The 14163-nt window shown below is 36.4% G+C and carries 13 protein-coding genes; 12 read left to right on the forward strand and 1 reads right to left on the reverse strand.

The genetic code is table 11. The features are described 5' to 3' along the window. The 12 genes from CS948_RS18540 to CS948_RS18595 all read left to right on the forward strand — a co-directional run bounded on the left by CS948_RS18540 (position 1) and on the right by CS948_RS18595 (position 12217). On the forward strand, positions 1 to 1179 hold the full coding sequence (locus CS948_RS18540) for a glycosyltransferase family 2 protein (RefSeq protein WP_099293562.1): 1179 nt from the start codon (positions 1 to 3) through the stop codon (positions 1177 to 1179). A gap of 10 nt (positions 1180 to 1189) precedes the next feature. Next, the gene (locus CS948_RS18545) at positions 1190 to 2320 is read left to right on the forward strand and encodes a glycosyltransferase family 1 protein (protein ID WP_099294681.1); all 1131 of its coding nucleotides are present in this window, start codon (positions 1190 to 1192) and stop codon (positions 2318 to 2320) included. Further along, on the forward strand, positions 2313 to 3254 hold the full coding sequence (locus CS948_RS18550) for a hypothetical protein (protein WP_099293564.1): 942 nt from the start codon (positions 2313 to 2315) through the stop codon (positions 3252 to 3254). The genes CS948_RS18545 and CS948_RS18550 overlap by 8 nt, the downstream gene beginning before the upstream one ends. Positions 3255 to 3272: 18 nt before the next feature. Continuing rightward, the gene (locus tag CS948_RS18555; protein WP_099293566.1) at positions 3273 to 3986 is read left to right on the forward strand and encodes an OmpA family protein; all 714 of its coding nucleotides are present in this window, start codon (positions 3273 to 3275) and stop codon (positions 3984 to 3986) included. Positions 3987 to 4248: 262 nt separating this feature from the next. Continuing rightward, positions 4249 to 5154 (forward strand): sugar-transfer associated ATP-grasp domain-containing protein, encoded by a 906-nt coding sequence (locus CS948_RS18560; protein ID WP_176555124.1) that lies wholly within the window; start codon positions 4249 to 4251, stop codon positions 5152 to 5154. 11 nt (positions 5155 to 5165) lie between these two features. Continuing rightward, positions 5166 to 5810, forward strand: coding sequence for a DapH/DapD/GlmU-related protein (locus CS948_RS18565; protein WP_099293568.1), 645 nt, complete (start codon positions 5166 to 5168; stop codon positions 5808 to 5810). Continuing rightward, positions 5807 to 6616 carry a class I SAM-dependent methyltransferase gene (locus CS948_RS18570; RefSeq protein ID WP_099293569.1) on the forward strand — a complete coding sequence of 270 codons (810 nt, stop codon included), beginning with the start codon at positions 5807 to 5809 and terminating at the stop codon, positions 6614 to 6616. The genes CS948_RS18565 and CS948_RS18570 overlap by 4 nt, the downstream gene beginning before the upstream one ends. After that, positions 6594 to 7670 (forward strand): hypothetical protein, encoded by a 1077-nt coding sequence (locus CS948_RS18575; protein ID WP_099293570.1) that lies wholly within the window; start codon positions 6594 to 6596, stop codon positions 7668 to 7670. Before CS948_RS18570 ends, CS948_RS18575 begins: the two co-directional genes overlap by 23 nt. Continuing rightward, positions 7667 to 9106, forward strand: a complete 1440-nt coding sequence (locus CS948_RS18580) for a lipopolysaccharide biosynthesis protein (RefSeq protein ID WP_099293571.1) — start codon at positions 7667 to 7669, stop codon at positions 9104 to 9106. The genes CS948_RS18575 and CS948_RS18580 overlap by 4 nt, the downstream gene beginning before the upstream one ends. After that, positions 9103 to 10215 (forward strand): glycosyltransferase, encoded by a 1113-nt coding sequence (locus tag CS948_RS18585; protein WP_099293572.1) that lies wholly within the window; start codon positions 9103 to 9105, stop codon positions 10213 to 10215. Before CS948_RS18580 ends, CS948_RS18585 begins: the two co-directional genes overlap by 4 nt. Next, positions 10212 to 11366 (forward strand): glycosyltransferase family 4 protein, encoded by a 1155-nt coding sequence (locus CS948_RS18590; protein WP_099293573.1) that lies wholly within the window; start codon positions 10212 to 10214, stop codon positions 11364 to 11366. The genes CS948_RS18585 and CS948_RS18590 overlap by 4 nt, the downstream gene beginning before the upstream one ends. Positions 11367 to 11368: 2 nt before the next feature. Continuing rightward, positions 11369 to 12217 carry a glycosyltransferase family 2 protein gene (locus CS948_RS18595; RefSeq protein WP_176555125.1) on the forward strand — a complete coding sequence of 283 codons (849 nt, stop codon included), beginning with the start codon at positions 11369 to 11371 and terminating at the stop codon, positions 12215 to 12217. Between the two features lie 197 nt (positions 12218 to 12414). On the opposite strand, the gene CS948_RS18600 is transcribed toward CS948_RS18595, so the two are convergent. Further along, positions 12415 to 14034, reverse strand: a complete 1620-nt coding sequence (locus CS948_RS18600; protein ID WP_099293574.1) for a CotH kinase family protein — start codon at positions 14032 to 14034, stop codon at positions 12415 to 12417. Positions 14035 to 14163: the final 129 nt, after the last annotated feature.

Here is a 14163-nt window from a genome sequence, read left to right on the forward strand (position 1 = left end):
ATGAATATTCTGGAAATCTTATATCTATTCGAATATATATGTTGGATTTTGGCAAGCATTGCCGTGGCGTATCCGTTAATATATTCTCTTGCTTCTCTGGGGACAAGAAAATCATATTACCCGCAAGCAAAGAAACAACATCGATTTGCCATACTTTTTCCCGCCTACAAAGAAGACCGGATAATCGTATCCGTCGTGGAATCTTTTCTAAAACAGAACTACCCGCGGGAACTTTATGACGTGGTTGTTATATCCGACCACATGCAAGAGGCAACCAATGACCGTTTATCACAACTCCCGATCACCTTACTAAAGGCTGACTATCCCGAAAGTTCCAAAGCGAAAGCACTCAATTTTGCCATGAATCACTTCCGACAGGACGAATTTGATATTGTCGTGATTCTGGATGCAGACAACGTTGTCGATACAAATTTCTTACAAGAAATAAACAAAGTCTTTGATGCCGGGATACAAGCCATTCAGGCACACAGGACAGCTAAAAACCGCAACACGGAAATTGCCGTGTTGGATGGCCTCAGTGAAGAAGTGAATAATTCCATCTTCCGTCGCGGACATGTAAGATTAGGAGTTTCCTCTGCCCTCATCGGTTCCGGAATGGCTTTCAATTACCAATGGTTCCATGACAATGTCAAATATCTATCTACCGCGGGCGAGGATAAAGAGTTGGAAATTCTACTACTTAAACAAAGAATTTTTATAGAATACTTGGACGAGGTATACGTGTATGACGAGAAAACTCAAGGAGAAAAAGGCTTCTACAATCAGCGCCGCCGCTGGTTGGCTACCCAATTCGCCCAGTGGGGACGTGTTTTCAAGGATCTTCCGAAAGCTATTATCACCGGAAATATCGATTATAGCGATAAATTGATTCAATGGATGCTCCCCCCTCGCCTAATTTTGTTTGGTGGAATTATCGTGATGGGATGCGTTATGCAAATTGTAGATTGGCCGCTTGCACTGAAATGGTGGGGATTGTTTCTCGTCATGGGCATCACGCTATGCCTCGCCATACCGGATAAACTCGTTGATGAGCAATTCAAAAAATCAATCAACAAACTCCCCCTGTTATTTATCATGATGGTAGCTAATTTATTCCGGATGAAAGGCATGAATAAAAAGTTTGTCACCACCGAAAAAAACGGTTCTTCCACCCTATAATATTATGCCCATGAAAATAGCAATTGAAGCACAACGGATTTTTCGGACAAATAAACACGGGATGGATTTCGTGGCTCTCGAAACAATTCGGGAACTACAGAAGACTGATCACGAGAACGAGTACTATATACTGGTCGCTCCCGGAGAAGACCGATGCTTACAGGCATCGGACAATGTCCGTATTGTCGAAATAAAATGCCCGACTTATCCCTTGTGGGAACAAGTCGCCTTGCCTTCGGCTATACGCGAGATAAAACCGGATATCATACACTGCACAAGCAACACCGCCCCTTTATTCTGTCCGGCGCCACTTGTTCTCACATTGCATGATATCATTTTCCTTGAAAAAAGGGCACACAACAATAAATCCATGTACCAGAATATGGGCTGGTATTATCGCCGTTTTGTTGTTCCCCGCGTATTGGCAAAATGCAAACAAATCATCACCGTATCACAGTTCGAATGCAACAGGATTCGTGAAACATTACATCTGCCGGAAGAACAGATTATCGCCATTCATAACGGTTTTAGTAACCGCTTCCATCCTTTGAAAGAAACTTATACCGTCACGAAAAAATATATACCTGCTAAAGAATATTTATTTTTTCTCGGTAACACCGATCCGAAAAAGAATACTCAATGCACACTAAAAGCATATAGCATTTACGTGAAACAATCTTCAAATCCTCTCCCTTTGTTGATCGCAGATTTAAAAGAAGAAGTCATCCATCAGATATTAAAACAGGAAGGAATTGAAGAAATAAAACCTATGCTCTATTCCCCCGGGTATATCACTCATTCTGACCTTCCGGCAATTTACAATGGCGCTAAAATATTCCTTTACACGTCATTGCGGGAAAGTTTCGGGATTCCGTTGTTGGAAGCAATGGCGTGCGGTACCCCGGTCGTCACGTCCAACACCTCCGCAATTCCCGAAGTCGCAGGAGAAGGCGCAATACTGGTAGACCCGACGGATGCCGACGCAATTGCCGCTCAGATATTGAAACTGGAACAAGATGCAGGGTATCGTGAACAACAAATCGCCTATGGACTGGAAAGGACTAAACAATTCTCTTGGCAACATACGGCGGAACAGTTATTAAAAGTATATCAATCTATTAAAAAGCAAGATCATGAGTGACTATATATCCATTATCAGCTCGCTAGCTATATTTCTATTCCCATACATTGGACGGAAGTGGTTTAACATCCAGCTACTAAGTTCTACGGTGGTCAGCCTAGGGCTACTCGGAACTTTCGGGGGAATCATGTATGGTTTATGGCTTTTTAATGTCGAACAAATAGACCTTTCCATTCCTCAATTATTGGAAGGACTGAAAACAGCATTTCTGACCTCTATCGCAGGAATGTTAGCATCCTTATTGCTTAAACTTACTCCTGCAGTCTATGGAATGAAGAAAGAAGAGGAGCACCAAGAAGAATTCACGGATAAACAATTATTCGAATTACTCGGAAACATCGAGAAAAACACGAAGACTGCAGATTCCAATGAACTTATTCAAGTAATCAAGCAATCAAACGAACGTTTGGGAGATAACTTCCAATCCTTAAATGATAATCTTTTGAAAATAACTTCCCGGGAACTCTCTTTAAACACGGAAGCCCTTACTGAAACATTACAAATGGTCATCGCCCGTTTGGATAACAAGGTTTCGGAACAAATAAATCAAACGATTCTCAAAATACACGATATACAAGAACAACAATTGCAATACATGGCACATGCCCAAGAGTTTACGCAAACCATGCAGGAACAACTCCGTGATACACTTTTAAAACTGGAAGAAACGAACAAGAATATCGAAACGTTCTTGGGAAAAACCAATAACATGAACATGAAACAGAGTCATGCTTTCATGGAGCAAGTGTCATCATTCGGCGATTTCATAAAAGGTTCTGAACAACAAATGAGTTCACAACTAACCCGAATGGAAGAAAAATACGAGCGGGAATTAACTGAATTGGAGAAGTTTACCAAAACGTTAATGACCATTGTTAAAAAACTATCCATAGATCATGATACTCTTTACAAAAAAATGAATGACAGCGAATAAACCATCTATTTGTAAATCATGAAGATATTTAAATCATCAAAAGAAGAAAACCAATGGATGTCAATCTCGGATTTGATGTCTGTACTCATGATTATCTTTCTTTTTATTTCCATCGTGTACATGAGAAGTGTAAGTCAAAAAAATAATCAAATAACCTCTATAGCACAGACGTATGAAAAAACACAAGTGGAAATTACTCATGATTTAAAGGAGGAATTCGCAAAGAATCTCCAGATTTGGAATGCAGTTCTGGACTCATTAACTCTTTCCATCCGTTTCGAGAATCCCGAAATTCTATTTAAAGTGGGAAGTGCAGAATTGAACAATCATTTTAAAGGCATCCTAGACAGTTTTTTCCCTCGTTTTATACAAATCCTGACTGACACGAAATACAAAAAGTATATTGAGGAAATTCGTATCGAAGGACATACTTCCAGTGAATGGCAGGGGGAATCCTCTTCCCGACAAGCTTATTTCAACAACATGGAACTCTCTCAAGACAGGACACGTAAAGTTTTGGAATACGTGTTATCCCAAATAAAGGATGAAGAACTATTCATTTGGACAAAAAACAGACTAACTGCTAACGGTTTGTCTTCCAGTAAACTTATACACAATAACGATCAGACTGAAAATCAAGAACGCTCACGGCGAGTTGAATTCAAAATAAAGACCAATGCCGAACAACAAATCATTAATATTTTGGAACAGAGTAAACGACTGAATAATTAACAACACAACCATTATCGTCATGTCATTCATAAAAAAAACATTATATTTTTTTATAAAAAAGAGCTCTGAAAAGTCACATAGGCTTTATTTTCAGCTAAAAAACAATTATTATATCGAGCAATATCATAACTGTACACAGAAAAAGACACCTAAAAGAATTCATAAAGAAATGAATGAACTTTGGAAATATTGGAAAGTATATCCTATACAATATTTCCGATATAGCATGTATCGAGCTGATTGCAATTTGAATATAATTGAAATGAAAAATTATATCCCTGATTATTTTGCCTATTATTTGCTATATCCCAAATCATTCAAAGAAAGGAATACTCTTTGTGAGGATAAATTTCTCTTTTACACTATTTGTCAAGGATTAAAAATAAATCAGCCGAAAACAATTCTCTACACGAAAAATAATTCATTTTTAGACGAGAACCAAAATATTATCACTCCGCAAGAAGCTTTTGACATCATTCAAAAAGCAGATGCTGATAAAATTTTCATTAAACCCAGATTCGGAGTTGGCGGTATGGATATTCATATATTCAGTAAAATCGAGAATAATGTATTTATCAACAAGCAAGATAATTCAATCATAAATCCGGAGTATATAAATAAAATCACTCTACAAGATTACATCATCCAAATAGGATTAAGACAACATCCGATCATGAATGAAATCTACCCGCACTCTATAAACACATTTAGAATTGTAACGGAATACATCAATAATTCTGATATAAAAATCTTGTTCGTCTTATTAAGAATGGGACACCATGGAATGGAAATAGATAACGCAACATCGGGTGGATTATACACGAAGATTGTACCCGACAACGGAGAACTTTATAAATATGCATTATCAAACAACCAAGACAAATTTCTATTTCACCCCTATACTAATTTTAAATTCGAAGGTTTCCGCATCCCTTTTTGGAATGAAATCATTGAATTTACTAAAAATATCGCTTTCAAATTTAGTGATATAAAATACATCGGTTGGGATATTGCATATACCGTAAACGGTCCAGTTGTCATTGAAGCTAATAACGGACCAGACATAAGTATCTTACAAGATTTTTACGGTGGTCTCAAGAATGATTTCGGGATAAACTCCCCGAAAGATTTCTGGTATTCAGATGATTATGGAATAAAGGATTTATAAAACATTGGCTCATGATTGACAAAATCAAAACAATCTTAAAAGAGAAAACAACAATTAGGAAATTTGTCATGTGGCTAATTACTCCAGCCAATCATCCAAAACCTCGCTTTTGGATCAGATTATTTATCAATCCCTTTATACACAAAAAGGGGAAGGGTGCAATTATTCGAAGACGGAGATCCCGAATCGATGTTTTCCCGTGGAATCAATTCTCTGTTGGCGAAGAAGCTCTCGTGGAAGATTTTACTACAATAAATAACGGAGCTGGCAATGTTATTATAGGAAACCACGCACGTGTTGGCATCGGCTCTGTCCTCATAGGTCCTGTACGTTTGGGAAATAAAGTTGGATTAGGACAACATGTATTTATTTCTGGTTTCAACCATGGATATGAAGACGGTTCCCGAGATTCTAACGAACAACCTCTAGTAAAAAAAGAAGTTATCATTGACGAAGAATCCCATATTGGTGCAAATTCCGTTGTTGTCGCAGGAGTCCATATTGGTAAAAGATGCCAGATCGGAGCAGGGAGTGTTGTAACAAAAGATATTCCAGACTATTCTGTGGCTGTAGGAAATCCGGCTAAAATCATTAAACAGTATAATCCACAAAAAAAGAAATGGGAAAGTATATACCATAAAACTATTGCCAAATGAGAACTCGCAGACCAACAGACAGATGGGATTTATCCATACGAAAAAAAGATCGAGTACTTGAGGTCGGTCCCGGACATAATCCTTTTTTTCGTTCCAATGTTATTGTGGACAAGTACGTGAATGATAATACACATCGGTGCGGAGATATCAAGATATACGCACATCAACAATTTGTACATGCAGATGGAGAGCACTTACCTTTTAAGGATAAAGAGTTTGACTATGTTATTTGCAACCAAGTATTAGAACACGTGAATAATCCGGCATCATTTATACAAGAAATTTGTCGGGTTGGAAAACGCGGATATATGGAAACGCCTAGTCTTATCGGGGAATTCCTATTTCCTAAAGAAGCACACAAATGGGTAATTCTGGATATTGATGATAAACTAGTCTTATACGACAAAAATTTAGTTCCCGGAAATTATAAAAACAACTATGGAGAATTATTTCTCAACTATCTGCCCTATCAATCATTACCCTACAAATTATTGGGCTTGACGGAAGGGGAACTAATGATCAATCGTTACGAATGGGAAAATAACATTGATTTTATCATTAACCCCCAAGACATGTACTATCTTCCTTTTTTTACTCAAAAATGGGATCGGACAATGGTTGAAAAACTATTTCCTCCCCGTAACGTTCTTAGCGAAATAAGGAAAGTATGTTCAAGCAGTTATCACCTCATAAAAGGAAAAATAAGACAACGATTTATACGAGGGAAAGAATGTCTAACACTTGAACAATATCTCAAGAACCAAGGTCAAAATCCACCACATCATGAAAGTACTGATCGTTTTTGAAAATAAAAACGTTGACAATCTGTTTGTCCCGATTCTTTGCAGAGGTTTACAAGCCATAGGTACAGAAGTAGAATGCTCTGTCGAGAAATTCTGGAGTGAAGATACATTTTATGACATTATCCATTTTCAATGGCCGGAAGAGATCATCGGTTGGAATAACCAAAATGCGCATAAAATCCAACAACTAAAAGAAAGAATTGCATTTTTAAAAAATCGAGGTACCAAATTTGTGTACACCCGCCATAATTCACGTCCCCATTACTACAATGCCATAACATATACCGCATACGACATTATCGAATCATCCTGCGATACAATTGTTCACATGGGACAATTCAGTTATAATGAATTTAAGCAACAGTATCCTCAAAGTCATAATGTTATCATTCCTCATCATATATATGAAAACACTTACAATGAAAATATCTCAAAAGAAGAAGCCCGTGAAAAATTAGGCTTATCCCCGGATAAGTTTATTATAACAGCCTTCGGCAAATTCAGGCTTAAAGAAGAAATATCCATAGTTATAAAATCATTTTTGAAATTCAAATGCAAGAATAAATATTTACTCGTTCCTCGACTTTTACCTTTCTCTCCACACGCTCGAAACAAAAAATTATACAAGAGATATATTTCAAAACTCTTGTATCATACAAGTAAATTCATTTGTAATTTGTATTCCATTCAAGCGGACAATAATGAAAAAATTATTAGTAATCAAGATCTTCCCTATTACATCATTGCTTCTGATCTATTGTTCATTCAACGAAAAAGAATACTTAACTCAGGGAACCTGCCTTTGGGATTCTTATTTAAAAAGATTGTAGTCGGTCCTGACTATGGTAACATTGGTGAAATTTTAAAAGAAAGCGGCAATCCGATATTTACCCCTGACAATACGGAATCCATTATTCAGGCATTAACCCAAGGGTATAGTCTGGCACAGACACATAAAGGCAAAGAAAACTATTTATACGCCAAACAACATTTTTCACTACAATATATATCTGAACTTTATCGTCAAACTTATACAAACTTAATTCAACGACCATGACTTCAATAAAAAAAGACCTCCTTTCAGGTGTGTTCTACACGGCAATTGCAAAATACTCCGGCATCCTTATATCACTAGTGATTGCCGGAATTCTTGCTCGCTTGATCGCACCCGAAGAATTCGGAATTGTAGCAGTGGTCACGGTTATTATTTCTTTTTTCAGCATATTCAGTGATCTGGGTGTTGCCCCCGCTATCATACAGAACAAAGAACTCCAACAAGAAGATTTAACACGCATATTTTCATTTACAATTTGGAGTGGTTCAATTCTAACAATCCTATTTTTCTTGTGTTCATGGCCAATCTCGATATTCTACAAACAACCAAGCATGGTTGCAATAACCCAATTACTATCCATAAACTTATTCTTTGCATCGGCAAACATTGTACCCAACGCATTGCTATACAAAACAAAGTCTTTCAAATTTATAGCGTGGAGAAGTCTTGGTGTACAAATAACAGGCGGAACGATTGCCATTATAGCGGCTCTTTGCGGAGCAGGGCTTTATGCCCTAATTATAAACCCCATTTTTTCCAGTATTTTGCTTTTTATCATATCCTACCGTAAATATCCTCAACGATTGGAAATGACGTGGGGCATCACATCCATGAAAAAGATATTCAAATTTTCAGCTTACCAATTCATGTTCAATATTATAAATTATTTCAGCCGGAATCTTGACAAACTCCTTATCGGAAGATATATGAATATGTCCGCCCTTGGTTATTACGAGAAATCTTATCGGCTTATGATGCTCCCGTTACAGAACATCACACATGTAATCACCCCCGTAATGCATCCTGTTTTTTCAGACTATCAACATGACTTAAACCGATTGGCAACTTCTTACGAAAAAATCATTCGTTTGTTGGCTTTTATCGGATTACCTCTATCTGCCTTTCTCTGGTTTTCCGCACGGGAAATCACATTAATTGTATTCGGAGAACAATGGCTCCCCTCTGTCCCCGTATTTCAGATATTATCTATTTCTGTCGGAATACAAATTATCATGTCCACATCAGGATCCATTTTCCAAGCCTCCAATGATACACGCAGCTTGTTTTTCTGCGGGTTATTTTCCTCAATAATCAATGTAACGGGTATCTGCATCGGTCTTTTTGTTTTCAAAACCCTTGAAGCGATATCTTGGTGTATTACAATAACATTTTCAATCAGTTTTCTACAATGCTATATGCAAATGTATTACATCACATTCCAACGCACGATAATTCATTTGGGGAAGCAATTATTCTCTCCACTTCTACTCGCCGGAATTGTATTTCTCGCATTATATATAATAACACCTGTTATAGACAACACTCCGCAATTAATCAACTTGCTCATAAAAGGTGGTATCTTTATAACTATCGGCATTAGCTATATTCTTGCCACGAAAGAATATGATTTATTAAAGCTATTAAAATCTAAAATATGAAAACATTATTCCTTATTTTTCATGGATTTCAGGAGGCTAATGGAATTAGTAAAAAAATTCAATATCAAGTACAAGCACTTAAAGCAAATGGCATGGAAACTCATCTTTGCTATTTAACAGATGAACAAGGGACAAAACGTCGCATGATAGACCACCAAGTTTTAGTAGACTATGGAAACGGTTTAAGGGGAAAACTATATAAACGCTTCGAATACAATTCTATCGCAAATTATGCTATTAAAAATCACTTTGAATTAATATATATTCGCTCCGGGCATAATGCAAATCCTTTTACGATTAGACTCGTACGCAAAATGAAAAAGGCAGGAATACATATTGTTATGGAAATTCCGACATACCCGTACGATCAAGAATATATCGTTCCTTTCATGAAATTACAATTATTCCTAGATAAATGTTTCAGGAAACAATTTGCAAAATATTTAGATCAAATCATTACATTTTCTAACTATAAGACCATATTTGGAGTACCGACATTACAGCTTTCTAACGGAATAGATTTCAATGAAATTTCAGTGAAAAAACAAATAAATGACACATCGTACCAAATTCACTTGATCGGAGTTGCCGAAATTCATTACTGGCATGGATATGACCGTTTACTACAAGGATTAGCTATTTATTATTCTACACAAGTTCAATATAAAGTATATTTTCATATAGTAGGAGAATTTACCGGACAACGGGAACGGGATGAATGTATCCCGATTATTAAAAAAAATCACCTAGAACCCTATGTTATTCTTCACGGACAACAACATGGAGAAACTCTTGATCTACTTTTCGAACAATGCGACTTGGGTATCGGTAGTCTAGGACGCCATAGAACGGGAATCACGAATATCAAAACCCTTAAAAACAGAGAATACGCAGCAAGAGGGATTCCGTTTATCTATTCTGAAATAGATGAAGATTTTGAAAACATGCCTTATATCTTGAAAATCCCCGCAAATGAAGAAGCAGTGGATATAGAAAAACTTCTCACATTTTACAAGCAACTGCATACAACTCCGCAGGGTATAAGAAATTCTATCCAATCGCTTTCATGGAATAACCAAATGAAAAAAGTTATTGATTCTGTTATATGAAAAAGAAAATAGCTTACTGTATACCGGGGCTACATTATCCCAGTGGTATGGAACGAGTCCTTACCCTAAAGGCAAATTATCTGGCAGCACAACCAGATAAATATGATGTATATATTATTCTTACCGAAGGAAAGAATACCCCCCCGTACTACTCTCTGTTACCAAATATCCATATTATCCAACTTGATATAAATTTTGACCAACTGTATGTAGTTTCTCCGATAAAAAAAATATTCGGATATTTTCAAAAACAAAAATTGTTCAAACGCAAATTAACCGATTGTCTAAAACATATACAACCGGACATCACGATTTCCTTACTTCGCCGTGAAATTAATTTCATCAATAAGATTAACGATGGTAGTATCAAGATAGGCGAAATTCATTTCAGTAAAGCGAATTATCGAGATTTTAAAAATAACAATCTTCCCGAGGGTATTCAAAAAATGATTGGTACTCTATGGATGAAACAACTTGTCAAAGAATTAAAAAAACTCCAGAAATTCATTGTACTCAGCGAAGAAGATAAAGAAAAATGGACAGAATTAAACAATATCTCGGTTATTCATAATCCCCTATCTTTCTACCCGAAACAATCATCCTCCTGTACAAACAAAAAAATTATCGCCGTGGGAAGATATGTTCCCCAAAAAGGGTTCGATTTATTAATCAACAGTTGGAAAATTATATCTTCAAAACACCCTGATTGGACTTTATCTATTTATGGAGATGGTATGCGTGAAGAATTACAAAATCAAATAAATTCCTTGAATTTACAAACAACTTGTATTTTAGAGCCTTCAGTCGCAAATATTACAGATAAATACATGGAAAGTTCGATTTTTGTTTTAAGTTCCCGATACGAGGGATTTGGTATGGTAATTATTGAAGCAATGGCATGTGGTGTACCACCTGTTGCATTTACTTGTCCATGTGGTCCAAAAGATATCATACACGATTATCAAGATGGATTTCTAGTAGAAAATGGAAACATTGAACAATTAGCCGAAAAAATATGCTATTTAATTGAACATGAAGAAGAACGAAGGCAAATGGGAAAACTCGCAAAAGAGAATGTTCAACGTTTCAAAATAGAGTATATCGGACGTCAATGGGAAAACTTATTTCAAGAACTAACAAACAATCATTAATTATGACTTGGTACAAGAAATATCTCTCCGTTTATGAAAAACCATTACAGGAAGCCCCTCAAGAGGTTATTCAGGAAATAAAAACAAAAATCAATAAATTGCAAAGTGATACCCCACTAGTATCCGTGGTAGTCATCGCATATAACGAAGAAAAACACTTACTTGCAAACCTTTGGTCATTGAGCGATAGTGTATGTAAATATCCTATAGAAATAATTGGGGTTGATAATGACTCTAAAGACAGAACTGCCGAGATCTTTAAAATGACCAGTGTTCCCTATTTCACGGAATATCAACACAGCTGTGGGTACGCTCGCCGTTGCGGATTAAATCATGCACGAGGGAAGTATTACATTTGTATCGATTCCGACACCATGTATCCTCCTAAATATGTCGAAACACTCGTTAAGGTATTAGAAAAGCCCGGAATTGTTGCTGTATCTTCTCTTTGGAGCTACATACCAGACAAACAACACCCGTGGTTAGGAGTGAAAATATACGAATTTATACGAGATTCCTATCTATTCTTACAATCTTTCAAACGTCCGGAGCTCAGTGTGCGTGGTCTTGTATTTGCATATAACATTGAATACGGAAGAAAGGTCGGTTATCGTGTAGACATAATACGTGGAGAAGATGGATCCATGGCAGGGCATTTAAAAAAATATGGAAAAATCCATTTTCTACACACCCGTAAGGCACGGGCTGTTACAGGCTACGGAACAGTAGGAAATGATGGTTCATTTTTTAATAGCTTTAAAGTCAGAGCTATAAAAGCATTCAAGAATATTGAAACTTTATTCACGAAAAAAGAAGGATATGAAGACGAGGAATCCAATTTAATAAAATGAGTTTATAAAATACCCCCAATCCCAATAAACACACTGAACCTATTTCACGTCTAACAAACTTAAATTATTTTTAATTATAACATGTCCTATAAATGTATCACAAAAGAAAAAACAGTAGATTTCTACAAAAACGAATCTACTGTTTTTTAGTATTAACTGATTATTCCTAGCTTACTGTTCTAAAATAATAAAATCTATCACCACTGTTCTATTTGACTATCAATCCAAGCAAGGCGAGTGGCATAATTCGTTTTCAAGCGCTCAACGGCTTCTTCCCAAGAAAGCAATTCATCTTTATTCGACCCACTTCCAATTGACCAAATTTCCCAATTACGGGAAGCCGATATTACTAGAGCATTTTTCTCCGTATCAATAAATTCTCCTATAGTTTCAAATGATTTTTTATATTGTTTCCACCGTTCCTTAGCTCGCGCCTTAAATACCGGATCAGAAAAAAGTCTCTTGTACCATAAATTACGATTGCTATACGCTGGATCATTTAAGTCAACCTCGTAGTCATAGTGCATAAACTCGCGAGTACTCCCCTGAAATGTCGTAAGATCAAAATCCCATAATGGACCTGCACAAAGTTTACCTCCGGCATCTTTATACATATAGCAACTACCAGGCAATTTTGTATCACGATTTTCCGTGAGTTCTACTACAATCCACCAATCAATAAATGAATCAATATCAATCAAATCCCGATAAGTAACATCAACAGACTCCGCATCATAGAGCAAACCTTCAACTTGATTTATATAATTTGAAATATAAGTTTTCTGAGCGGGCGTTAACAAATCCTCGTCAGGATTTTTAATATTCACGGGTAATTGTCGACGCTGAGTGTGGAAATAATTTTCCTCTACATAACGATCGAATTCAAGCAAATAACCAACTTGTTCCGGAAACATTCCACTCTCGGCTTCTGTTATATTCACCCGATTCTTATCAACACGTATTTGTTCCGTCAGTAAATAATTACCGACAAATTTACCGTTTAAAATCACATCAACATAGCGAGTATCCGGTGTCCATGATAACTTCGTCAAGCGCCCTAAATGATAAGCCACTCTATTTCGTAGTAATGTACGGTCACCTGCATTGGCCAGCAGTACCCAACGTTTATGTTTGTTCATCCCCATAAGTGACGCTTTATCAGAAAGCTTCATGTTATAAGGTTTCTTTGGTTGTCCCCATGAATTGTGTCCGCGTCCTTTGATTTCCATCTTCCCCGAATACAAATCATAATCACTTTGTTGTGGATCAAATACCATACGTCCTTTTACCCAAACCTCTTTCGAATTAATGACTTTTTCATCATCTGTCATAAGAGCTAATACAGGAAATCCTGAATAACTATCAGACGGATTAGTTACCATTAGAGTAAAATCTCGATGTTCTCCATGTGACGTATAAAGTCGAAAAATTACTTTACGAGTAAAATCGTTGACAGTAACACCACTCTCTTGTTTAACTCCGTTTACCGTAACACTATCAGCAACAACACTGAACGCAACTCTTAGCTTTGAAAGATCTGCTTGGTAATTTTCAATTATTGCAGACCATTCTGTACTATCAGCGTTAGGAGTAAAAGTTATCTTCCCGTAAATAAATTCATTTTCTTCCGGTCGAAACGCTAATGATTCAATTTTTAGATTCTCAATTCGTTCCGCTGAATCAACGGGATCATCATCGTCTGGCTCCTTCTTATCTAACCCCTTAACACATGAAAAAAGAATTAGAGGAAATAAACACAGTAATAAACGCACATGTCTTTTTCTAAAAAAGACACTTTTAACATCCATAATTTTCATAATAGGCAAGTTTAAGACTACAAATATCGGTATTTATTTTTTAAATAAAAACTATATAGCTGGAATTACATCATTCGAAACAATAACAATTCTTAGAAACAATAAAATCAATTAACTCTAATACATGAA

The organism is Butyricimonas sp. Marseille-P3923, from assembly GCF_900184685.1.
GTDB classification, from domain to species: domain Bacteria; phylum Bacteroidota; class Bacteroidia; order Bacteroidales; family Marinifilaceae; genus Butyricimonas; species Butyricimonas muris.